Here is a 23993-nt window from a genome sequence, read left to right as displayed (position 1 = left end):
AAGCCCTCTTTTTCCCTTTGGGAGAGAAAAACGAAGGACAGGGCTTCGACAAGCTCATCCCCAACGGGATCTTGGGGCATGTCGATCCGATCTAAACCTGCACCCAATTGAAACTCAGCGGCGCTTCGCGAAAGGCGAAGCGGTCGAGATGCTCCGCAACAACCTTCTGCATCCGCTCGGCGTCGCTCTCCTCGGGAACGCTCAGCGTCACCAGCAAATGTTCAGGCTCGGCGGTCATCGTCGCCACCGCGCCGTTCGGGAAGTTCACCGTCCCCGCCTCAGCCGTGAACTCCACGGGCATCTTGTGCGCCCAGTGCTTGCAGAGCTGCTGCAGATAGCGGCTCCCGCTGGTGGTGGGTACGCGCGCCATGCTTGCCGTCATCATTTCAGCCTTTCGATCTTCTGCGCCGCCTCGTCGATGATTGCGGCAATGCCGTGGAGAAGATCGACATCGGCATCCTCCTCCCCCAGCCGGTTCTGCAGGACCGAGCGCAGATTACCCATCGCGCGACGGACGGGTGCGGCCTCGCTGCGCGCGCGCTGCGCGCCGATCTCGCGCAGGCGCGCAAACAATGCCTCCACTTCCTCGGCGCGCTCATCCAGATAGTCGCGCCCCGGACGCGTGATCGAAAACAAGCGCTTCACGCCCTCGCTCTTGGCCTCGTCGATCAGCGCCATGTCTTCGAGCAGAGTCAGCGTCGGATAGATGACGCCCGGGCTCGGCGCATAGGCGCCGCTGGTCAGTTCCTCGATCTCGCGGATCAGGTCATAGCCATGGCGCGGCTGATCGCCGATCAGCTTGAGCAGCACGAGCTTCAGTTCGCCGCCCTCGAACATCCGCCGCCGGCCGCGACCGCCGCCAAACGACCATTCGGCCCAGCCGTGCTTGCCCCCGCCCCTGTGCCCCCACATCGCGTGATAGCCCCGCGGCCCGCAGCCGCGCCCGGCGTTCAAAATAAACATGTTCCATTTCCTTCATGGTGAGTCGTGATGCGTCTAAGATATATCTTGATAGCAATTTCACAAGGGGCTGGTGCATTTTGGCGCCACGCGCCTAGATAGGCCGGCATGGCCGACCTTTTCGCACCCGACGAACCCGAGACCGCTATCGACGCCAACGCCCCGCTTGCGGACCGCTTGCGGCCGCAGCGGCTTGAGGAAGTGGTGGGTCAGGAACATCTCACCGGCCCCGAGGGCGCGATCGGGCGCATGGTCGCCGCGGGCCGCCTTTCGTCGATCATCCTGTGGGGGCCGCCGGGGACGGGCAAGACGACGATCGCGCGTCTGCTCGCGGATGCGGTAGGCTTGCGCTTCGTCGCGATCTCGGCGGTGTTCTCGGGCGTCGCCGACCTAAAAAAGGCCTTTGCCGAGGCGCGCGAACATGGGCGCATGGGGCACCGCACCTTGCTGTTCGTGGACGAGATCCACCGCTTCAACCGCGCGCAGCAGGACGGCTTCCTCCCCTATGTCGAGGACGGCACCGTCACGCTCGTCGGCGCGACCACCGAGAATCCCAGCTTCGAGCTCAACGCCGCGCTGTTGAGCCGGGCGCAGGTGCTGATCCTGAACCGGCTCGACAATGCGGCGCTCGAGACGCTGTTCGCGCGCGCCGAGACGCTCGAGGACCGCCCGATCCCGCTCACCCCCGATGCGCGCGCCGCACTGATCGCGAGCGCCGACGGCGATGGCCGCTTCGCGCTCAATCAGGTCGAGACGCTGTTTTCGGTGAAGATCGACGATCCGCTCGATCCCGCGGGGCTCGCGGCCTTTCTGCATCGCCGCGTGGCGGTCTATGACAAGGACCGCGAGGGGCATTACAACCTCATCTCGGCGCTCCACAAATCGCTGCGCGGTTCCGACCCGCAAGCCGCGCTCTACTATCTCGCGCGCATGCTGACCGCGGGCGAGGAACCGCTTTACGTGCTGCGCCGGCTGGTGCGCTTCGCCTCGGAAGATATCGGCCTCGCCGATCCGCAGGCGCTCGTCCAGTGCCTCGCCGCCAAGGACGCTTACGAATTTCTGGGCTCGCCCGAAGGTGAACTCGCGATCGTGCAGGCGTGCCTCTACTGCGCGACTGCCCCCAAATCCAACGCCGTCTACAAGGCACAGAAGGCCGCATGGAAATCAGCGCGCGACACGGGCTCGCTGATGCCGCCAAGGAACATCCTCAACGCGCCCACCAAGCTCATGAAGCAGATCGGTTATGGCAAGGACTATGCCTATGACCACGACGCCGATCAGGGCTTTTCGGGCGACAATTACTGGCCCGAGGAAATGCGGCCCGAAACCTATTACACCCCCGTGGAGCGTGGATTCGAAAAGCGGATCGCCGAACGGCTGGCCTATTGGGAGGAATTGCGTGCGAACAGGCGTTAGTGTTGCCCTTGCCCTTCTGATCGCTGCGCCGGCCGCCGCCCAAAACAAGGAACCGACCACCTACGATCGCGCGATCGCCGCGGGGTACAAGGCGCTGACCTTGTGCAGCGGGATTTTCAACGCGGGCCGGACGCAGGCGCAGATCGAGGCGCTGGAGCTGAAGGGGATCTACCCGCAATATGATGCGATCCTGCCGACGCTGAAGGCCACGGTCGAGCACACCAAGGGCAGCTTTACAGCAAAGGTCACCGTGCCTTTCGATGACAAGATTCCGGCGCGGACGGCCTATTGGTCTCGGGATCGCGGCTGCACGGTGATGCCTATCGGCAGCGTACATCAATGGCTGGAGTTATTGACCACCAGGGCGCCTTATCGGCCTAGGACTGATGCCGACAGGCTGATCTGGCCGGCAGGCGACGCCGAGGCAGAAACAAAACCGGCCGCCAATGCAACGGCCTTGGCTACCACCGTAAGCGGCGCTCTTGGAGAGGCGTTCGGCACGGGCGCACGAACGACCGCGACGATCGTGGTCCAGAACGGCAAGATAATCGCCGAAAAATATCGTGATGGCTTCGGCCCTCATATCTCGCAGCGCACATGGTCAGTGGCCAAGAGCCTGACCGGCACACTGATGGGGATTGGAGCGCACAAGGGCCTGCTCGCCGTCAACCAGAAGGCCGACATCCCCGAATGGAAAGCGGACATCGACCCCCGCCAAGAGATCACGATCGACCAGCTTCTCCGCATGGCGAGCGGGCTGCACAGCGAGACCGCGGGCAACCGCACCGATGCGCTCTATTTCGGCGGGACGACGGTCACGCAGGAAGTGACCGCATGGCCGCTCGATGCGATGCCGGGCACGCGCTTTCGCTATGCCAATAATGACATCGTTCTCGCCATGCGCGCGTTGCGTGCCAAGGCAGGCGACGAGGTTTACGCTGCCTTCCCGCAGAAGGAACTCTTCGACAGGATCGGCATGACGCGCACCGTTGCGGAGACCGACTGGCAGGGCAATTTCATCCTCTCCAGTCAGGTCTGGTCGACCGCGCGCGACCTTGCGCGCTTCGGGCTGCTTTATCTCAACGACGGCATCTGGAACGGCGAGCGCATATTGCCCGAAGGCTGGGTCAAGTACGTCACCACCCCTTCCGGCCCGCAGCCCGAGGGCGAGTTCGGCTATGGCGCGACCTTCTGGCTGATGAGCCGTTCGCCCGGCGTCCCCGCCGACACCTACGCCGCCTTCGGCAATCGCGGGCAGTATGTCGTGATCGTCCCCAGCCGCAAGGTCGTGATCGTTCGTCGCGGCGAGGATCCCGCGGGTGCGCGCTTCGACATCGCGAAGTTCACCGCGGATGTCCTCGCCGCGCTCGAATGACACGCTTCGAGCGCTTCGCGGTCGTCGACTGGTCGGGGGCCAAGGGGAGCGCGCACAAGGGGATCGCGCTGGCCTTTTGCGAAGCGGGCAATTCGGCGCCCATGCTGGTCGATCCGCCTGGTCGCACCTGGTCGCGCGAAGGCATCGCCGACTGGATCGAGGCGCGCGCGGGCGAACCGCTGCTCATCGGCTTCGATTTCAGCTTTGCGCCGCCAAGGATCGCGCGCGGCAGCTATCTGCCCGGCGACGCGGTGCCCGATACCGCCAAGGCTTTCTGGGCCTATGTCGATGCGCTGTGCGACGATGCCGATCTGGGGGCCGCGAGCTTTCTCGAGACGCATCACCGCCGCCATTTCTATTTCGGCGCGGCCGACGGGCGGAAGGCCGATTTCATGCATCTGCGCGCCTGCGAGGCGCACTATAATGCAGGCGGCGGCGGCAAGCCCTCGACGGTCTATGACGCGATCGGCGCGGCGCAGGTGGCCAAGGCGAGCTTTGCGGGGATGCGCGCGCTCGCGCGGCTCAACCGCACGCTTCCCGTCTGGCCCTTCGATCCCCCTCCTGCCTCGGGCGCGCTGATCGTCGAGATCTACACCGCGATTGCGGCGCGCGCGGCGGGACTGCGCAAGGGACTGAGCAAGATCCGCACTCCGCAAGCGCTCGACGCCGCGCTTGCCGCCTTGGGCTCGGCCCCTCACCTGCCGCTTGCGCGCTACGACGACCACGCGACCGATGCGATCGTGACCGCGGCCTGGCTGCGCGCGACCGCCTTGCGAGGTGCATATTGGAAACCACAGCCCCTCACCGATGAAATTGCTGAAAGCGAGGGCTGGACCTTTGGCGTGCTTTGACGCATTGGGCGAAGCCGGGCCGGATTAGCACAGTGGTAGTGCAGCGGTTTTGTAAACCGAAGGTCGGGGGTTCGAATCCCTCATCCGGCACCACCCGAATCACTGAGATTCGGCGCACAAGTCATTGATACGCAGCGATTATCGATCATTTCAACCGAGACTGGGCTAGCCTGGGTTAGCCTCGGCTAGACGGCTATTGTGTCACGATTTGTGACGTGTTGTGTCACGATTTGTGTCACGATTTTTGGATCGATTTTGGCGGATTTCCGGCCGTGCCGCGAAAACTGCCCTGTGCATTTGTGTCATGGATCGCCGACCTGGAGTCGGGACATGAAGAGGCAGTTGGCGTTCACCCCCGCGGGAATTGATGCGCTGGAAAATGGCAGAATTGCTGATCCGCAGACGCCTGGCCTGACCATCGAAGCCCTGCCGAGCGGACGCAAGAAATGGGTCTATCGGCGTCGTGTCGCGGGTAGCTCAAAAACCTTTTGGCGAAATTTGGGCCATTATCCGACCTGCAACATCGCTGCAGCGCGAGAACTTGCAGCTGCCCTCAACGACCAGATCGAAGCCGGCATCGATCCACACGAAGCCGAGCATGAGGAAGCCCTGCGGACGAGCATGACGGTGGCTTTCGCGCATGAACTGTACATGGAAGCCGTTCGCGAAGGTCGAGCGTCTCGAGCAAAGCGTATCAACAAGCCACGAACGATTGCGGCCAAGCTGGCGATCTATCAATGCGATATCGCGCCCAAGCTTGCACAGCGCCTGATCCTGGACATTGTCGAAGCCGATCTGACAAAGCTCGTGCTGGCAAAGAGCAAGGCCTCGCGCGTTCGTGCAAATCGGCTCGCGGGCGAACTCAAGGTTTTCTTTGGCTGGGCGGCATCGCTGCGTGGTTGCGAGATTGGTCTGCCGTCAAACCCCGCGGCCCGCCTCGGCGACCTGAAATTTGCCGAAACACCTCGCGAACGCATTCTCACGATCGAAGAGATCGGCTGGCTTTTGAAAGCGTTGATCCACGAAGAGCGTGTTTATCAGCGTGGCGTGCTGCTGCTTCTGCTCACGGCGGCAAGGCTCAGCGAAGTCATCGACGCAAAGTCATCGGAGCTGCAGTCCGACATCTGGACGATTCCCGCCCAGCGGGTCAAGAATTCGCAGGCGCATCGCATCCCGCTTGGGCCATGGGGATGGTCACTTTTCCAATCGAACAATGAGTGGGTGCTGCCTTCATCGCGATCGGACGGGCAATTCCATCAGAAGACCTGGTGCAAGGTGCGAGACCGCCTTCTTGCCCGGATGTCGGAATTTGCCGGGCGCCCTGTCGAACATTGGATCCCGCACGACCTGCGCCGAACGGTCCGGTCGAATACGAAGCGGCTGAAGATTGACTACGATACGGCTGAGGCAATGCTCAATCATGTGAAGAAAGGCCTTGAGCGGACCTATGACAGGTATGAGATGGAGGAAGAAAAGCGCGAAGCGTTTCTCAAATGGGAGAATGAGGTAGCCGAAATTGCGCGCAAAAACGGTGTGGCATCGATGCTTGGCGCGCCCGTTGAGGATGACGTCAACACGCCGGCGCCCGTGATTCCGAAATGGCGCTCTCGCCGAATTGCCAGAGGGCGCCCAAGGCCAACCAGGCGAGCACTTCGACCAGTTTGAACCGCGGGCATCGGCGGAGCTTCGTCGTTCGGCCAAGCGCCTCACACTCATCAATAGGTGATGTACCGGACCATGCGTTTGCGGCTTCTGCTGCAATAATCTACTGATCCGGCACGATGGGGAGATCGACAAGATCGTTTTGCGCATTTGCGCCGTGACGCACGACAGGGATGCTCCGACGCGCCTCGGATTAGGCACTGAGTGGGCGGACACCTGGTCAGATATCGGGTTTGGCAAAGCGCCTAGCAGGCTGGCCGCGCAACAGCCGATCAGCCTTGGCTGCTGATCGGCTGCTACGGAGTAGGCCGCCACCAAGAAACGGCAGTTCAGATACTGGCACCTATGACCGACACGGCGTAGGCGATCGCATTGCTCGTGATCTGGCGAAACTCCTGTTGCTCGACCGAGTTTGGCGTTTGCGCGGCCATCCGGAACGCTGACCACCAGGGAAGCAATGCGTCGACATCATCCGACAATACAGCCAGGACCGCGGCGGAAATCTCCGCGGCAGAGGCGTCGAGTGGCGGGAGCTTCGCCCTCACAAGCGCGAGAAAGACCGCATTTTGATCCTGGTTGGGCGCTTCGGGCGCCGCCACCCGGTCGGTGAGCGGTGGCGTGACCTGAAAACGCGGAGGAATGCGGCTGACATAGGTTACGCGGTGGAGCACGCGCCATGGCGCGGTGCTGTCACGCCTCGTATTCGCCTGCCGCAGTGCCGCGGCGCTGGGATCCTGCGAATTTTGTAGCCAGTTCTGGTCGATGACCTCGTCGAACAGGACCGCAGCATTGGCCGAGCGATTTGCCAGGAAAAAGGTCATGAACCGGTACCCATCCACCTTGCCCGGGACAGGTTCTTCAACGAGTTGCTGGCTCGCGTCATAGCGATAGGGGAAGGAATCGGGTGCGGCCTCCACCGCGAGCTGCAGCGAACGGTTGCCGGTTAGCGACTTGGTCGTGCTGAAGCTCGTGCCCATTGCGTGGGTCACCTCGCCATCGATTGTCACGCCGCCGCCGAAAAGCGTGAAGTAGACGCTGAAATTGAACCCGAACCCTATCTCGCTCGATCGCCCGAGGCTGTAGCTTTCGGTGAGCTCGGTGCTGAACCCTTCGCTTTCGGCATAAGTGCCACCACCCGCTGCCCAGACATAGGTGTTCACCATGTCGCGCACGGGTGCCGACAGGTCCGGTTTGAACACTGGATTGGCAGCTGCGACCGCGGTCAGGTCGGCACCGAGGCCAAGCTGCGCCTGGAGGTTGGTCTGCTCGTAATATGCCTCAAGCTGTTGACGTTGGCGTTCCACGTCGCGCTTCATGGTGTAGGCTTGGCGCGGCTTGTAATAGCTCGTCTGCGTGCCGGGCGCCTTCTGCAGGCCGACCTGCCCATCGAGCGAACCCGCAAGCTGGTAGAGCGGATCGATCGGAAACCGAATGATGTTGACGTCGAGGGGGATGTCCGGGTTCGCCTGGGCGGTGATGGAGACGAGTGCTCCCGTCGAGCGCACCCGCAGCGCGTATAGATCCGCAACCTGCGACTTCACGAGCGCGGAACCGACATTGCCCGGAATGAAACGTCGCTCGCCACTTTCCAGGAAATAGCGGCCGTCAGCGTCCTTGCGTTCCCATTGGCCGCCATTGGCGAGTTGCTGGGCGACGCTGCGCTCGGCGCCAGCGCTTATCCCGGCTTCGGAGCTCTCGGTCGATTCAAATGTGCCGGTAACCTGCGCACCGAGCTTGAGCTGGAAATAGGCTGACTGAATCGCGCTCTGGATCGGAGGAATGCCGATCACCTCGGTCTTGTCGAGTGACCCCGCGCCCCCGACGCTGATCTTGAAGGCCGTCTTGGATGACGTCTTGCGGTCCGATTCAATTTTCACCGTCTGCGAATTGCGGTCGGTGAGCGATACCGTCGCGATGCCATTATAGGCATCCACTTCGGCCGGTCCGGTCAATGGTCGCGTCAGATTTTCGCTGGGAAGCGGTGGGGCGCCTTCCATATAGCCGATGATGCTCGGGTCGGTTTGAACCTGGCCGATATAGATGCGCTCGAGATCGCCGACCTTATAGCCGGTATCGTCGCCCAGGCCGCTAATCCCCTCGAAGACATAGCTGCGTTTCAAGACGCCCTGCGCGGAGCCATCAGGCAAGATCAGCGTATCGCCATATTCGAAGACCGTGACAGATGCCGGGGTATTGGCCAGCTCGACAGCCTCGGGGCTTCCACGCGTATCGAGTGCGTCGTTCACCACCGGCGCGTCGAAGCCGACCGGGGCCGAGGAACTTGTCCAGGTGATTTGCGCCACCTTGCCGGCGGCGTCACGATAATGCGCGTCGCCACGATGGATCGTCCGGTCGGCCACGATCTCGCCTGATCCCGTGTCGAAGCGCCAATAGCCCGTGAGACCCGGCTCGGCGCCAGTCAGATAGCGTGACATGTTGATGAGGATCTGCTCACGCGTACGTTGGCCTTGCCAAAGCCTGAGTTCATCAATCTGACCGCGAAGGCCGGCGGCGAACTTGCCGCCGGCATCGGCTACAAGACCGCCGATCCGCATCTGGCGAGGCGTGGCGAGATGGGATGGCGCGGCAAGACCCACCGCGGGCAGCGGCAGGCCGTTGACATAGAAGGTGACCGCCGCACCGTCGAACCAGGTCCACAAAGTGCTCGAAGTGAGCGTCAGGTCATTACCGCTGATGCTGTCCTTGGCCAGGCGGCCCGACTGCTCGGAAAACTGCCACCAGGAAACGAGCTTGTCATCAAAGGGCGAAGCTCCGGGCTGGGCTGCGAGTTCCGCAACCTGCTCGGCGCCCAGCGCCTCGGTCCAGAGGCGCAAGTCGGAGACCTGGCCCGTGAAATAGCCACCGGCGCTGCCCCCCTGGCCGGATACGCCAGCGCGCGTGGGGGTCTCGGCCTGCGCGAATTCGACCGGATCGATAAAGGCATTGGCCGCGATCACGCGATCCGTGAAATCCGCCCCTGATGGCATGACAAAGCTGGTCTTGGCCCTGGCCGGATCGAATCCGAGACCAGCCATCGTCCCGTACCAGCGGATGAAATGCGCGGGATCGGTCGTCTCGATCGAGACGGTATCGCCTTGCTTGTAAAATCCCGAGCCGGTTCCTCCGATAATCCGCACAAACCGGTAATCCGCCAGATTTCCGCTCGCGGGCGGATCGATCCGCTCGCTGCCCAGGCCATCGACGAAGACCTCGCCCGACAGCACGGTCACGTCGCGTTGCGTGACGCTGTCGTTGACCGTCACCAGCGACACCGATGCGGCAAGATGGTGCGCGGCCCCGGTCGTGATCCGCCGGTCAGCATCGGCAATGACCGTGACGAGCCCCTGGTCGGGGCTCGACAGTCGTCCGCCGCCGACCGGCCTCAGGCGAACAGTCACATAGGCGCGGCCATCCTGATGCACCCCCATCTCATAGATCTGGGCGTTGGCGTCTGTGCCGAAGCGGCTGATGATGACCTGTCGCGCATTGGTGAAGGACTTCAGGCTGATCCGTGCGTCGAGCGAGAAGCTGCGACTGAGCTGTGTCTCCTTCTTGCCGTCGGCGCTTGCTGATCCGGAATTGGCCAGCGCGAGCGCGCCACGTCGATTGAGCACCGCTGCTGCGTGAAGCCAGCGGCGCGGCGCAAGCGCCGGGGTGAGCGAGCTGCTCGCGCGGTCGCCACATGACGCGACGAGGTCGAAGAACAACCCGGTCTTGGTGAAGAACGGGTTGCCCAGGAACCGCGTATTGTAGATCGTCGTGGTCCAGCGCGCACGATTTGTGAGCTGGAAGTCGGGCTCCTTGCGCGAGAGCGGAAACAGGACGACCAGGCCCGGCTCGGCACCGGTGAGCGGACGCAGGAAGCCATCACGCGTTTCCTGTGCAGAACGCGGCGCGTTCCATGCCGCAAACTCATTGGGATCGAACTCGAAGAATTCATTCCCCTTTGGATTGGCGACGGTAAAGCGACTGGCGGCCATCTGCGGCTGGTCAATGTCGTCGCGACGCAGTGCCTCCTCGCCGTCGATGTACAGAACCGCGGACCTGCCGTCGCGCACCAGCGTGACCAGCGTCCACTGATTGGCGGGAATATCCCTGGGCGCCTCCATTTCGGATTGCCCGGCGGTGAAGACGAGACGCCAGCTCGATGGCGCGGCGCCCGGACCATCGGGTTTTCCAGATTGCCTGGGCGCGGAAATGCGGATGGAGAGCTTTTCGAGTTCGCCGCTTTCATCGGGCGCCTGTCGCTTCCAGAACCAGCCCGTTCCCGCCGAAAGCAACAGCGGACGCAAATATAGCTGGACCGTGTACTTCTGGTCGCGAACCAGCCTGTCTTCTATCTGGGCAGCGGGAACTGCCGCGTCGCTCACCGAGAACTGTACCTGCTCGAAAAAGCGCGGCGCTTCGACCGGCGCATAGGCGAGGCCATAGGACAGGCCGTCCTCCGCCGCCGAGAAATGCAGCACCGTTTCCAGGGTTTCGGAGCCAATTTCTGCAACCGACTGCGATTCCGCCGGCATCAGCCAGCCCTCGATGGTGACCGCTCCGGCAATCTCGTAGAGGTCCGGCGCGGGTACAAGCTGATCCATATCGACGACCAGGGCGCCATTGCCGTCGAACATTTGTGCGTAGCGCGGCGAATCGCGAAGCCAGCCACCGTCGCGTCCGGGCGTGGCGAGCACGATCTGCCCGGTCGCAGTACCGCCGAGATCGAAGGAAGCCGGATAGCCCGAACTCGGCATCGTCACGGCCTGCACGGACACAAGGGCCGATGCAGCCGTTCCGTCGGGAAGGACGTCTGGTCCCGTCACGCCCTGCAGGGTCTCGCAGGCGAGCGTGAAGTCCGCGGGCAGATCGCCGCCCGACCCTTCGCGAAAAGCAGCTACGAGCGCGGTTACATACCGCAGATCCGCGCCAGTCTCGACCTTGACATTGTCGGCATCGAGCCGGGCGCCTCCAGTCTGGTCGAGAAAATCGAGCTCTGCCAGGACCGCCTTTTGCTCAGGCTTGGTTCCCGCCAGGAGCGCCTTGATGAAGCCGGGGCCGTCCAGCGGGACATCGTCCCATGTCGCCGACAGATTTGCATTGCCAAGCGTGAGATCGGCGGAAAATTTGGCCATTTCCGGACGGCTGCCAGCACCGAGGGCGAAGCTTGCCTTTTTGACCACCGGCGCGCCGTTTTCGGTCCTCGGGGCAAGCACGAACATATGCGTATTACCCGATGGCAGGCCCCAGACCGGCGTCGAACTGGCATTGGCCAGATAGGTCGCGTCCGCAGCGCAACCCCGCAATATATCGACGACGGCTTCGGTGACCTTTGGCACCGCGCCGAATTCGGCAAATATAGTCGAACCGTTCGCGCCGCTGAAGGCGACGCTGAGGACGATATCATCGCCCTGGGACACGCCTTTGACGCTGGTGAGCGAGTAGCTCTGCGGCAATGTGCTCACGAAGCGGAGCCCTGCCAGCAACGCGTCATTGCCGAGCGTCAAAAGTCCCTGGGTGCGGCTACCGGAATAGTCGTAGAAGACGGCCTTGCCCTCGGTGATCCGTGAATCATTGGGATCGGCAACGGCGCGACCATTGAGAATCGCATCGAAGAATCCGAGCTGCCGCGGCACGCCAAGCCATTGTTCCTTCGTCGCAGATTGCATGCGGACGAAGCGACGTAGCGGCGAGGTGGACGAGGACGAACTCGTATCCGGGCCGGCGACCGTGACGTTGCAGACATTCGTCGAATGACCGGCACCGAGCTCGATCGCGGTAAAGCTGTTATAGGCCCCGGTCTGGCGCGTGATGAACACCGTCCCTCCGGTTTCGACCTTGCCGCCCGCGCCATCGCGCGCGGTCCAGCCCCCGGTGAAGAAGGCGCGCTGTGCTTGAGCAGACATGCGCGCGACGCAGAACCGTCGTGCCGGCCCCGGATAATAAAGGTGGATGGGCCCGTCGCCAGTGGGCAGCACCACTGGACGCGCGTCGGATTGCACCGGACCGAAATCCGGATAGTCGCTCGAGGGCTTGAGCCATCCTGCAGACAGGCCGCGATTGGAGGGATCGATCTGGTTGATCGGACGCTCCTTGCGTGCAAGGGGTGCCGTGCCATCGTTCCACAGTGCGCCGACCATCGCCGCATCATGGCCGTTGCCAGTGAGATCGGCGATCCCGGTCCCGATGCCGCCGTCCATCGGCCAGTAAGCCACCAGTGCGTCTGCCGATTTGGGGTCCTGGATTGGCTCGAGGATATTCTCGCGGATTTCGATCTGGCTCAGCGCTCGCGACCAGATGCGCGTTTCGGTCAACTGTCCGAGAAACCCTCCCGTCTGCGCGCCGATGCGATCGATGCTGCCCGCTGGTGCAGCTCCCGGGGTTCCCGATGCGTCGACGGCGACTGCCGCGCCATTGAGATAGATCTGAATTTTCGAGCCGTCGCATGTCACGCTGATATTGGTCCAGCTACCATAAGAGAGAACATTTTCGCGCGTGATGGCCGATATGACTTCGGTTCCACTGCCGAAGGCGACGCGAATCCGGAACTGATCGATGATTTCCAGTGCAATGCCGCGCAGCTCGGGCGCGATGTCGCCGCTTTGAGACAGGATCGACCTGGGCTGGCCGGCGACATTTGCGCCCACGGGTCCCTGTTGCGGGTTGAGCCACAATTGGAGGCTAAAGGTCGCGCTGCCGGCCACTGGCGTGGCGAGCGCCGCATAGGAGGGAAGTCCGAAGGCAACGCTGAGCGGATCGGGACCGGTATCGCCGGCAAGTATCTCCTGCCCGAGCTGCCCGTCGAATGCCGCGTTGCCATTGGCGTCGACCTCAAGATCGAATGTCAGAAGTCGGGCATCGATCGCATCGGTCGCCTGCGCATCCGGGGCCTGCTTTCCGCGCTTGTGCGACGGCGGCACTGGCGCGGCGGGGCATGACATGAAGATGCGGTTCGCCGTGCGCATCTGGACCGCCTGGCCTTCGGCGCTCACCATCGGTTCGAGCCGCTGATAGAGCGCCGCCCCGACATGTCCGGTGAGGAGCATGGGCTGATTGGCGGATTCGGTTTCGAGCACCGGCTTCAGGCTGCTCGTCGGCAAGACGCGGCCCTGACTGTCCCTTGCGGCCGCTTCGAGATCGAACCACCCATCGGGCAGTCTCGATATGGCGTAGCTGAACAGCGTGCTGCCATCGAGCGAGCGCGCAAACAGGCGCCATTGCAGCCTTCCCGCCTCGCCCGTTGGCATCAGCAGGACGGCAAACCCGCGTTCCAGATCGAGTTCGGTGGCACCCGGCGCCAATGACAGATAGCGTCTCGGGTCGAGGAACGGCACGCCATCGGGGTTCTTATAGGCCGACACATCGGTGGAGGATTGCGGCAGGTCCGGGCTGCCGCTGCGCCGGAAACGAACCTCCCAATCCGTGACCAGGCCGAAACCGCGGCCGTCGCGGGCATTGGGATCAGGCCGCTCCACCAGCAGAAATCGTTCGACGAGCAGCGCGTGTCCATCAGGCCGAAAGACATAGATATGCCTCTCGTCCGAGACGACCTGCGTCGCGCCTGTCGCCTCGCCGGCACCCAGTACGCGCAGCACGCTGAATCCCGCAAGGCTGGTTTGGCGTCCCTCCTCGGCCGGCAGGGCATTGAAACCTTGCCAACCCAGCCCGTCATCGGTGGTGTCGGGGTTGAGTGCGAGAATATTGTAGACAAGGCTTCGGCGCTGAACATTGGCGTGATCGTCGGTTTCGACCTTCTCAGCAATCAGGACGCCGCGACCCTGGTGTCGCGTGGCAGTGGGGTTGATGTAACGGATCATATCCCGTCCCCTTGTCATTTTCGATGGATGGCTGCACTCGTCCGGCCTGGTTCTGCCGCCGCGACGGGCGCGTGCGGCTCAGAGCCGAACCTTGATCAGATGCTGGACATAGACGTTGATCGGCCGCGTCTCGGCCTCACCGCCCGTCGCATCGACCGTCTTCTCGCTCTCCAGCTTCAGGAGTTCGTAGCCCGTGCCATAGTCGATGACATCGGACGTGCTTTCGCCGGGCCAGTTGGCAAGCGTCACCTTGAATGGTTTGGACGGGGCAGCCGTCGTATCGTCCTGAACCGTGCCGGCCTCGATCGCCGGCTGTCCGCGTGGTCGCGGATAGGTCATGGCGGGGTCACCCGCCCCACGCAAGAAGCGTCCGCGCATATCGGGAAGGCAGAAATTCGTGGTGCCGTCACCACCGAAACGGGTCCCCAGGATCTTGAAAAGCGGCTCGAATTCGGTGATCAGCAGCGTTCGGCCGTCACAGGGGCGCCATTTTTCGAGTTCCTCGATCGTCGCTGCGGCAACGACGGTGCAAAGCGGCAACTCCTCGCCTGGCTTCGATTGATCGCCCGACGACATGAAGCGGACGAACCACTCCACCGACATCGAAATGGGGCGCGTCTCGGCATCGCCGCCGCCGACATCGAAGGACTTGCTATCGCCCTTGTGCGAGGCCGCTGTCGCAAGCCCGCTTTGATAGCCGCTCGTCGCGTCAAAGGGATAGGAATGGATCGGGATTGATAATCCCGGCGACCTGGCTGCGCTCGTCGCCCATCCTTCATAGGAGCCGACAAGATTCCCGGCATTGCCTGCCATATCGAGATCGGGACGCGGTGTTTCGCGCTCGTTGCGATCGGGATCAAATCGGGGACCGTCGCGCAGACCGGTGTGTCCGCGCACGAACAGGCCCCGCAAATCAGGAGCCGCAAATCTCTGCGCTTCGCCGGGTTCTCCCTTCACGCCGCCATTGGCCTGGCCAATCATTTCGAACAGGCGGTAGAAGGTACTGCCCTTGGCGGCGATGAATGTCTGTCCGTCGCAATAGCGCCAGAAATCATCGACGGGTGTATCCTCGCCCGGCTTGAGCGGCAGCGCGATTGCGGCACCGATCGGGATCTGCCCGATTGCGGCGTTGCTTTTGATGTTCGGCCTGGCCTTGATCAGATAATTGCCACTGAGATTGGCTGGCCGGCTCTCCGCATCCCCGCCCTCGAACGGGCGATCGGTCGAAGCGCTCTTGTAGTTGATCCGATTGCTGTCGCTGCATCCGCCATGCGTCGTGTTATGGCCCATGGCGAGCTTGCCCTTGATCGAGAACGCGGTGTTGCGCGGCAATCGCGTGGCATCGAACTGAATGCTGCCGACCAGATCGCCGGTGGCGCCGCTATGGTCGGGTCCGGACGCCATGCGATCCTTCACGCCGGGATCGCGCCCCGCCCCTGCGTCAATGGTGCGCAGAAAGACACCGCGCAGATCGGGGAGGCAGAAATCCACGTCCTTGGAGGTGAAGCCGAAGGCCTGGCCTATCGCTGCTGACAGATCCGGCCAGTCCGCCTGAAGGAGTGGCGTGCCGTCACATATCAGCCACCCTGCATCTTTGACGGACATGGGCACTTCCCCGAAAAAGGGCACGATCGCACCAACCGGCACATCCCCCTTCATGTCTACTTGAGCCATTTCGACCTCCTTGATCCGCGCGCGCGGAAACTCCGGGCAGCGGATAACGCCGCAGCCGGGCCGTTGAATTCAGACTTGCGGGTGGTGCGTGTTCAGCAGTTGCGGACGAGCGCGAGCAATTCAGCGCGCAGCCAGTTCTCGTCCTTGGGAAAGAGCTGCAAATAAAAATATGCCGCCTCGGCGCCGGCTTCATGTCCGTCCGGATCGAGCGCGGCATGGACGATCGCGCAGCCGTCGGCCGCGCGATTGCTGCCATAGAGACTATGATCCTGGATCGCCTGGTGCACCGCTGCGCGCAGCGCGTGGACCGAGGCGGCGTGCTGCTGGCCGTCGAGGAACGCTGCCTGCGCAGCAAGCGCCGCGGTCACGCGGATATCGTTGAGCGCACCTTCTTCAAGCAGCTTGCCAACGGTCCGCTGCGCGATTGCGAGGCCGAAGCGGTGCATCAGCGCCATTGGCAGCACGCCCGGTCGTCGGGCGAGCCATAACAGGCGGAGAAACTTCGTCCTGGACGCAAAAAGATCCTCGATCCGGAAACTAAGATCGTCGGAGATGACCTCCTTGCGCTCGCCCTTTTTCGGCTCCTTCGAAACCGCGAATGCCGCCAGCGCTGCGGGTTCGTAAATCTCGAGCGCTCCAAGCCTGCGGAAGTCACTTATAGATATTGTTCTATCAGCAACACGCATGAATATTTCTCCAGCTGTTTGCGATTACGCGCGGCGATGACAAATGAAATATCCACACACAACTAATTGCGTACGGATCTACATTGTTGCAGATTTACTACAACAATAGATTTTTAATGATTCATTTATCGACACAATTCACATGACTTCGACTCACATTGATTCGCTGGTTCAATGATCACATTTTTTTACAAAATTGCCAGAACATGAGCCTCGTATCGGCAATAATATTGCGTCCAATTTGGTTTTATCTAAAAAAATTGGCAGAATTGCTCGCGATAGGAGGCGTGACTTTCTTCACGATCGCACAAAAAAGCGTGGACTGCTGCGGCTGGACCAAGCGTAATTATGAGCCTTCAATGTCGACTGCTCGATTTGCAGAAACGGACCGAATGATCGCTTCTTCGGGTCTTGCGCGCCGCCGCGTCGGAATGTGGTGCCAGCTCCAGATATGACATTTGAAAAGCTCTCTGGAATGGTTGAGCTCAACGGGCTATATGACTATCTACATGGTCAGGAGCGCGACATGGTTATGATCAATCTGGCAGATGCCAAAGCCCATCTGAGCGAGCTGGTGGATCGGGTCGAGGCGGGGGATTCGATCGACATCACCCGGCGGGGCAAACCGGTGGCAAGGCTCACTGCGGTGGCCAGGCCGCGCAAGCGTATCGACGCCGCGCTGTTGCAGTCACTAACGGCGACCATGCCGGCGCGGACGCAGGATGCGGCCGCGCTGGTACGATCGATGCGGGACGGCGATCGCTACTGATGATCTATCTTGATACGTCGTTGATCGTCGCTGCGCTGTCCAACGAAGCGACGACGTCGCGTATCCAGCGCTGGCTGGCGGAGCAAGATCCCGAGCAACTACTGGTCAGCGACTGGACCATCACCGAGATGTCATCCGCCATGGCGATCAAGTTGCGGACCGGGCAGATCAATCTGGAGCAACGTGCAGCAGCGCTCGCGACGTTCAACAAGCTGGTGGCTGAAAGTTTCGCCGTGTTGCCGGTCACCGGTGGGCATTTCAGGACGGCCGCGAAATTTGCGGATCACCATACCCTCGGCCTTCGTGCTGGTGACGCGCTCCATCTCGCGACTGCCTCAGAGCATGGCGCCACGGTCCATACGCTAGGGCGGATCGACATTCAGGATTCCCAAAGCGCGTAACTGCTGATTCATAGGGTTGCGTGTTGAGCACGGAGCATGTGATGGGGATCAAGCGATACGAATTGAGCGAGGCGCAATGGTCGAAGATCGCGCAATTGTTGCCGGGCAAGGCGACGGACCCGGGGCGGACGGGCTCGGATAACCGATTGTTCGTGAATGGATGTTTGTGGGTGTTGCGATCGGGGGCGCATTGGCGTGACCTGCCGGAGCGCTATGGCAAGTGGCGAACAGTGCATCGCCGTTTCAGCCGCTGGTGCCATGCGGGCGTGTGGGAGCGGGTGTTCGAAGCGCTGACCGCTGATCGGGACAATAAATATCTGATGCTCGACAGCACCATCGTCCGCGCTCACCAGCAGGCGGCGAGCGGAAAAGGGGGGCCAAGGATCAGGCGCTGGGGCGTTCCCGAGGCGGACTGACCACCAAGATCCACATGCTCGCCGACGCGCTCGGCCGGCCCTTGCGGCTTATCATCACCGCCGGTCAGGTTGGCGACGTCACCCAGGCGCCAGCCTTGCTCGAAGGCCAGGCCGGCGATGCCGTACTCGCCGATAAAGCCTATGACAGCAATGCGTTACGCGCGATCATCGCTGGCATGGGCGCCGAGGCGGTGATCCCTTCCAACCGCACGCGTAAAATCCTCATCCCGCACGATGACGCCGCCTACAAACAGCGCAATCGCATCGAGCGCTGCTTCAACCGTTTCAAGCACTTTCGACGCTTCGCCACACGCTACGACCGGCGCACCGTCCACTTCTCTGGCTTCGTTCACCTCGCCGCAGCCATGATCTGGCTACGCTGAATGTCGATCCGCCCTAGACCGAAAGCTTGCTGAGGCTGGGCCAACGCTCGGCGTGCCGACGCAACTGCTGGCATGAACAGAGCCTCTTTTGGCACTGTTGGCCGCGTGAGATCGCCCCACCACCAGTAACTGGCGTCCGCTGCTTCGGCCATGTCATCGGCCGCATCCGCCGACAAAGCGGCCGTTCGCAGATCAAAACTCACCTCCCGATAGCCGCCCTTCGTTCATCTCGTGGCTACGCTGACGTGATCGCCCGGGATTGGGAGAAAGAAGTCGTTCCCAGCGACGTGCCCAACGGCAACTTGTATCACAGAGCCGACATTCCGCGTTTACCCGATCTGCACGGTATGACGGCAGAATCTGGCCGCGTGTTGACGGGTCCGCAAACAGCTGCATCTCCGCAAGAAGAGCCGTTCTAAGCCTCTGTATTTTTCCAGCCTCAAAAGGCTCGCCTTCTGCCTTCTTGACGAAACTGAGGCAATCGCCTTAGATACACTTCTTTGGCAGCATGGCGGACCGGTGCGCACTCGACACGACCCACGGCGGGAAACGACTAGCCTCGCGTTGATCGAGGCGGCAGAGTCGCTTTTTGGTTCGCTTGGCGTGGAAGGCGTGTCAACGCGCCAACTGGCTGCTGCGATCGGATCTTCGAACACGAACGTGGTCGCCTACTACTTCGGCAAGAAAGAGGCACTGGTTGAGGCGGTGTACCGTCATCGACTGCCCGAAATAGATCGACGGCGCGGTGAATTGCTCGGTGAAGCAATATCGATGGGGCAAGCCGACGATCTGGCAGTCCTGGTACGCGCCTTTGCACAGCCATTGTTCGAGCAGACAGATCGAGAAGGGCGCCATTCGTATGCCCGCTTCGTCGCCGCGATCGAGCGTTCAGGCCTGATATCCACCCGCGGACAGGTGGAAGCCGACTTCCCCGAAACCGCCGCCCTGATACAACAGATCACTGCTTCGCTTGAGAATGGTTCAGCGTCGGCCACATCAAATGAAGTTCGCATTCGACTTCGCTTGGCCATGGCCCTGATCGTCTCCGCCCTTCAAATCGCAGACCAGCGGGACGACGCAACGGGCGAAACGCGATCTGTTTTCGACACCGCTCTGGCCATGGCCACCGCGGGGCTAGCAGCACCCGTGATCTCAAGTAAAATCGACTGAGGACGTTACAATGGAATTCCGTCTCTTGCTGTCATCCTCCATCGCATTGGCGGTAAGCACGCCGCTTCTTGCCCAGAACCGGACGGTGCTGCCCATGCGGTCTGCACCGTCTGGCGGCACTATCGCGGAGAACCTGCTCGACGCAAAGCTGCCGAGCCAGCGCCCCGTTCAGCCACCTCAGGGCGCGCCCAACGTCCTGTTGTTCATGTCCGATGACGTCGGTTTTGCCATGTCCAGCGGGTTCGGCGGGCCGGTGCCGACACCCAACTTCGACCGGCTGGCGGCGCACGGACAGCGCTACAATCGCTTTCATACGACGGGGATATGTTCGCCCACGCGCGCTGCCCTGCTGACCGGTCGCAATCATCACAACACCGGCGTGGGGCATCTCAGCGACACTCCGACGGGATTTCCGGGCTATACCGGGGGGATCGCGCCCGAGACTGCAACGATCGCGCAGGTGCTGCGTCTCAACGGCTACAGCACCGCAATGTTCGGCAAGCACCACAACCTTCCGAACGGTGACGATAGCGCGGCCGGATCGTTCGATCACTGGCCAACCGGCCTTGGCTTCGAATACTTCTACGGCATCGTCGCGGGCGACTCCGATCAATTTAATCCGAACCTGTACCGCGGGACCAATCGCGTCGATCCGGCCGAAGGCAAGGGCCGCATGCTCGAGAAGCGGCTCGCCGACGACATCATTGATTGGGTTCACAATCAAAAGGCGGCGGCGCCAGACAAGCCGTTCTTCGTCTATTACGCTCCCGGCTCCACCCACGCGCCTCACCAGGCCCCGCCCGAGTACATCGCTCGCTTTCGCGGCAAGTTCGACCAAGGATGGGACCGGCTTCGCGAGGAAAGCTTGCGGCGTCAACTCCGGGCCGGGGTAGTCCCCAAGGGCACCAGGCTCACGCCGCGTCCCGCTGAAATCCCGGCCTGGGATGCGCTGAGCACGCAGGAAAAGGCGTTTGCGAGTCGTACCATGGAGGTCGCCGCGGCGCAGCTCGCCTATCAGGACGAGCAGTTCGGCAGCGTGATGGCAGAGCTCGAGCGAATGGGACAGCTCGACAACACGGTCGTCATGGTCATCCAGGGCGACAACGGCGCGAGTGGCGAAGCCGGTCCTCCCGGCACGATTAACGAACTCCAGCACATCAACGGTCTTAAGGAAGATCCAAGCTGGCTGGCCGCGAACATTGATCGCCTGGGTGGACCCCGCACTTACGCAAACTATCCTGTCGGATGGGCCTGGGCGATGAACACGCCGCTCCGCTGGGTGAAGCAGAATCCCTCCATGTTGGGCGCCATTCGCAACGGCATGATCGTCAGTTGGCGCGGCAAGGTCGCAAATGCCGGAGCGATCTGCGGCGAGTTCGGTCACGTCGTTGATGTGGCGCCAACTATCTATCAGGCGGTCGGAGTGCCGGCGCCCAGTGTGGTGAACGGCGCGGCGCAGAAGCCTATCGACGGTCAGAGCCTCGTGCCAAGTCTGTCGCGGTGCCAGTCCGAACGCCCACGAACCCAGTATTTCGAACTCACGGGCATGCTCGGGCTTTACCACAATGGCTGGTTTGCCTCGCGCGATACCGGCCGCGTGCCGTGGGATAAGGTCTCGCCGGCCGGGCCGCGCCACATGGGCGAATGGGCACTCTATGACCTGCGCCGCGACTTTTCGCAGTCCACGGATGTGGCGGCCGCCAACCCTAAGCTGACACAGGAGATTGCAGCGATCTGGCAGCGCGAAGCCGAACGCAACAATGTCTTTCCGATCGAGACGCGGTTTGGTGCGGCGCGAACCTTGATCCGCCCTGAAATGCGCAAACGTTACGATTTCTGGGGCAAGAACGTCAGCATAACGGCGATTCGCACTCCCATCTGGGCGGGCCGGTCCTACATGATCGAGGCGGACATCGCTCCAGCCAAGCCGGACGCGTCCGGCGTTGTCATGGCAGTCGGCAGCCACTTCGCCGGCTTCAGCCTGTTCCTCGAGCAAGGGCGACCGGTGTTCGTCTACGCCCGCTCGACGCACCCGAACCACGTCTATCGGATCGCGGCAAAGGAGCCGTTGCAAGCGGGATCGTCCAAGCTGCGGCTGCGGTTCGATGCGGAAGGGCCGGGCAAGGGCGGACGCGTTGCAATCCTGCAGGGCGATGTGGAACTGGCCTCGGGCCAAGTGGGCGAGACATTTCTAAGTCCTGCGGGCCTGACCGAGACGCTCGATATTGGTCGCGACATCGGCGTGGCGGTCACGGATTATCGCACGCCTTTCGGGGAGTTCGAGGGCGATGTACGGCGGGTTTCGGTGACGTTCGACCGGTAGGATATTCGGAGTGACGGCACAGGTCCTGACAGTCGCAGGAGAGCCGGCCTGCATTGTGCTGGTCCCGGGCGGCGCTTTTTCGATGGGCTCGGATACGTTCTACCCAGAGGAATCTCCTGTCCGCCGGGTGCGTGTAGATCCGTTCTGGATCGACAGAACACCAGTGACCAACGACCAGTTCGCGAAGTTCGTGGAAGAAACGGGCCACGTCACCTTAGCCGAACTCGCACCTGATCCCCGTGACTATCCCGGCATGCTTCCGGAGCTCAAGCAACCAGGCTCGCTTGTGTTCGGGCCACCGTCGAGGCCCGTGCATCTCGCGCAAGTCGCCTGGTGGGATTTTCGCCTGGGAGCCACTTGGCGAACACCGCTTGGGCCTGGCAGCAACGGTCGAGGCGCTAGGTGATCATCCGGTTGTGCACGTCACATAAGAGGATTCAGAGGCATATACACGCTGGGCCGGCAAAGCTCTCCCCACCGAAGCCGAATGGGAGTTCGCAGCGCGCGGTGGGCTAGAGGGCGCTGACTATGCTTGGGGCGACGAAGTGGCACCCAACGGTGCGATGCTGGCGAACTACTGGCAGGGCGCCTTTCCGTTCGCGAACACGATGGCGGACGGGTAGGGGAATGCTATCGTTGCCCGCGATGGTCAACTTATGGTCGACGCCGAAGGGGCACTTTGCGGGCAGAAAATGTCGAAACCCGGGCTACGGTGCCTTGCCCCCGTTCGGCGGGCGCCAGGAAGGAGCCGCCGACATTTAAGCCGTTCAGCGCACCCTTTGTTTCACCTGAAACCCGCCATCCGTTCATCGTTTGTCGGCGCGGTCCCACGGCCCGGCTACGACCTTTTTGAAAGGCAACTTTGCAGGCAGAAAAGAACGATTTGCCGCCCAGCCAGCGAATTTAATGAGTTAGCACAATTCGTCGTAACCTCGATCAAGTGAACCCGTGTAGAGCGTTGTGGAAGTAGCTGAGATCGTGCCCCTCCCTGTGTTGAGACCCTTTCGTTCGCCGCTGCTGCGACGATTATGGCGGCGGAAGCGCTATTTTCCGAGCGAGGCCGCGTTGCCTAAAGCTTGGAAGGCCTGCGCGGCCTGCGTAATTCGGTTAGTGCAGGCGCTCATTTCAGCTGAGGCAGTCTTGGGGTCGATCGCTGGGCTTAGAGCGCGCATTGCATTCGTGATCGCTTGCCGATCCGCGCGAGCATCCAGCCGGCCAAGGTAGAAGAGCGAGGCTTTGGCAGCCCCTTCCCGCGCAGGTTCTTCGGTCGCGCTTTTCCAAAAACTGTTGCTGAGTGCCAAGCAGTGGAGATCGTCGGGAATGCTTTGAGCAATCGCAGGTGCGGTTGTCCCGCAGAATGACACGCAAACGGCGAACTTGATGATTTTCATGCTACCTCCATGGGCGGCTCGTCTATTTGGCATGGACAGGGGGCTCTTCCAGCCGCCAAACCATGGGAGCGTGTAGGGTGATCGGTTTTGCCGTCCCGCGCAGTTCGAACCTCGCCCGCTGCCGGTAAAGGAGGCAAGCACGTTCATCCAAGTCGAGTGAACCCGATGACTGCACGGGTATGCAGCTAATAATCTGCCCGGACGCAGCGACATTCAGTCGAAGGACGCTTGTTCCCTCGGCATCTTCAAGGCGTGCATGAGTAGGATAGTCCGCATCTGTTACCCAAGGCGGAAGGAAGCGGAGTTCGATGCCATCAGCGATGGCCACTTCAATCCATTCAGGATCGGTCGCCGGATCAGCTTCCGCCCGCGGAGCACCGACCAAAGTGAGGACGAGCGTGATTGCGGCCCAGAATGTCATCAACGGCGCCAATGATCAGTGGCTTTGGGCATCACGCTAATCATCCTGCGCCACGCAGCCCCAGCCATCGCATTGGACGCCGAAGCTGTCTTCGATGTGAAGGTAAGTTCTCGTGAGGTCCTTCATCGCCTCGTCATCGGCGATTTGTGTCCTGACCAGAAAGAGCCAGGGCTTCCCATCGTCATCGGCCTGGATAAATTCTTGGACGCCGAACCCGATCGTGTCCCACGCCATGGTGTAGGTCCGCAGGGACGGTCACGGCGATCTCCGGCCAGGCCGGGCTGATCACGCTG

General features: G+C 61.9%; 17 protein-coding genes, 1 tRNA gene and 1 pseudogene. 11 read left to right on the top strand and 8 right to left on the bottom strand.

Features of this window, described 5'->3' with window-relative positions; genetic code table 11:
- Positions 1–91 precede the first annotated feature (91 nt).
- Both MKI88_RS09700 and MKI88_RS09695 read right to left on the bottom strand, forming a co-directional pair.
- Positions 92–370, bottom strand: a complete 279-nt coding sequence (locus MKI88_RS09700) for a DUF2218 domain-containing protein (RefSeq protein WP_407073330.1) — start codon at positions 368–370, stop codon at positions 92–94.
- 11 nt (positions 371–381) lie between these two features.
- Entirely contained in the window at positions 382–963 is a 582-nt protein-coding gene (locus tag MKI88_RS09695; RefSeq protein WP_407073329.1) for a PadR family transcriptional regulator, read from the bottom strand.
- A gap of 105 nt (positions 964–1068) precedes the next feature.
- Here MKI88_RS09695 and MKI88_RS09690 point away from each other — a divergent pair, with 105 nt between their 5' ends.
- The 5 genes from MKI88_RS09690 to MKI88_RS09670 all read left to right on the top strand — a co-directional run bounded on the left by MKI88_RS09690 (position 1069) and on the right by MKI88_RS09670 (position 6267).
- Positions 1069–2376, top strand: coding sequence for a replication-associated recombination protein A (locus MKI88_RS09690; RefSeq protein WP_241631146.1), 1308 nt, complete (start codon positions 1069–1071; stop codon positions 2374–2376).
- Positions 2360–3751, top strand: coding sequence for a serine hydrolase (locus tag MKI88_RS09685; RefSeq protein ID WP_241631145.1), 1392 nt, complete (start codon positions 2360–2362; stop codon positions 3749–3751). Before MKI88_RS09690 ends, MKI88_RS09685 begins: the two co-directional genes overlap by 17 nt.
- Positions 3748–4602: a hypothetical protein gene (locus MKI88_RS09680; protein WP_241631144.1), complete on the top strand. Its 855-nt coding sequence runs from the start codon at positions 3748–3750 to the stop codon at positions 4600–4602. Before MKI88_RS09685 ends, MKI88_RS09680 begins: the two co-directional genes overlap by 4 nt.
- A gap of 18 nt (positions 4603–4620) precedes the next feature.
- Positions 4621–4695: transfer RNA gene (locus MKI88_RS09675), tRNA-Thr, on the top strand.
- A gap of 237 nt (positions 4696–4932) precedes the next feature.
- The gene (locus MKI88_RS09670) at positions 4933–6267 is read left to right on the top strand and encodes an integrase arm-type DNA-binding domain-containing protein (RefSeq protein ID WP_241631143.1); all 1335 of its coding nucleotides are present in this window, start codon (positions 4933–4935) and stop codon (positions 6265–6267) included.
- A 326-nt stretch (positions 6268–6593) separates the two neighbouring features.
- Here the strand turns inward: MKI88_RS09670 and MKI88_RS09665 are convergent, their stop codons facing one another.
- The 3 genes from MKI88_RS09665 to MKI88_RS09655 all read right to left on the bottom strand — a co-directional run bounded on the left by MKI88_RS09665 (position 6594) and on the right by MKI88_RS09655 (position 16426).
- On the bottom strand, positions 6594–14066 hold the full coding sequence (locus MKI88_RS09665; protein ID WP_241631142.1) for a LamG domain-containing protein: 7473 nt from the start codon (positions 14064–14066) through the stop codon (positions 6594–6596).
- Positions 14067–14144: 78 nt separating this feature from the next.
- Entirely contained in the window at positions 14145–15740 is a 1596-nt protein-coding gene (locus tag MKI88_RS09660; RefSeq protein ID WP_241631141.1) for a tail fiber protein, read from the bottom strand.
- Positions 15741–15832: 92 nt separating this feature from the next.
- Positions 15833–16426, bottom strand: a complete 594-nt coding sequence (locus MKI88_RS09655) for a hypothetical protein (RefSeq protein ID WP_241631140.1) — start codon at positions 16424–16426, stop codon at positions 15833–15835.
- 475 nt (positions 16427–16901) lie between these two features.
- Here MKI88_RS09655 and MKI88_RS09650 point away from each other — a divergent pair, with 475 nt between their 5' ends.
- The 6 genes and pseudogenes from MKI88_RS09650 to MKI88_RS09625 form a co-directional block, all read left to right on the top strand.
- Positions 16902–17195 carry a type II toxin-antitoxin system Phd/YefM family antitoxin gene (locus MKI88_RS09650; RefSeq protein WP_241631139.1) on the top strand — a complete coding sequence of 98 codons (294 nt, stop codon included), beginning with the start codon at positions 16902–16904 and terminating at the stop codon, positions 17193–17195.
- Positions 17195–17596, top strand: a complete 402-nt coding sequence (locus MKI88_RS09645; protein WP_241631138.1) for a type II toxin-antitoxin system VapC family toxin — start codon at positions 17195–17197, stop codon at positions 17594–17596. Before MKI88_RS09650 ends, MKI88_RS09645 begins: the two co-directional genes overlap by 1 nt.
- A gap of 47 nt (positions 17597–17643) precedes the next feature.
- A protein-coding gene (locus MKI88_RS09640) for an IS5 family transposase (RefSeq protein WP_407073332.1) occupies positions 17644–18395 on the top strand; the annotation gives its coding sequence in 2 pieces (ribosomal slippage) (positions 17644–17962 and positions 17962–18395; 753 coding nt in all).
- 564 nt (positions 18396–18959) lie between these two features.
- Positions 18960–19565, top strand: coding sequence for a TetR/AcrR family transcriptional regulator (locus tag MKI88_RS09635; protein ID WP_241631136.1), 606 nt, complete (start codon positions 18960–18962; stop codon positions 19563–19565).
- Between the two features lie 10 nt (positions 19566–19575).
- Positions 19576–21888 (top strand): arylsulfatase, encoded by a 2313-nt coding sequence (locus MKI88_RS09630; protein WP_241631135.1) that lies wholly within the window; start codon positions 19576–19578, stop codon positions 21886–21888.
- 82 nt (positions 21889–21970) lie between these two features.
- Positions 21971–22508 (top strand): annotated as a pseudogene (locus MKI88_RS09625) (SUMF1/EgtB/PvdO family nonheme iron enzyme); the annotation flags it as partial.
- A gap of 423 nt (positions 22509–22931) precedes the next feature.
- On the opposite strand, the gene MKI88_RS09620 reads toward MKI88_RS09625, so the two are convergent.
- The 3 genes from MKI88_RS09620 to MKI88_RS09610 are packed head-to-tail and all read right to left on the bottom strand — an operon-like array spanning position 22932 to position 23934.
- Positions 22932–23279 carry a hypothetical protein gene (locus tag MKI88_RS09620; protein ID WP_241631134.1) on the bottom strand — a complete coding sequence of 116 codons (348 nt, stop codon included), beginning with the start codon at positions 23277–23279 and terminating at the stop codon, positions 22932–22934.
- Between the two features lie 22 nt (positions 23280–23301).
- Positions 23302–23700 carry a TonB family protein gene (locus MKI88_RS09615; protein WP_241631133.1) on the bottom strand — a complete coding sequence of 133 codons (399 nt, stop codon included), beginning with the start codon at positions 23698–23700 and terminating at the stop codon, positions 23302–23304.
- Positions 23701–23736: 36 nt separating this feature from the next.
- Complete coding sequence (locus MKI88_RS09610; RefSeq protein WP_241631132.1) at positions 23737–23934, bottom strand: ribonuclease E inhibitor RraB; 198 nt, start codon at positions 23932–23934, stop codon at positions 23737–23739.
- Positions 23935–23993: the final 59 nt, after the last annotated feature.

Origin of the sequence: Sphingomonas sp. LaA6.9, from assembly GCF_022601895.1 — a bacterium.
Classification (GTDB): Bacteria; Pseudomonadota; Alphaproteobacteria; order Sphingomonadales; family Sphingomonadaceae; genus Sphingobium_A.
Note: the sequence above shows the minus strand (reverse complement) of the source record. Positions and strands in the feature narration are given on the sequence as shown.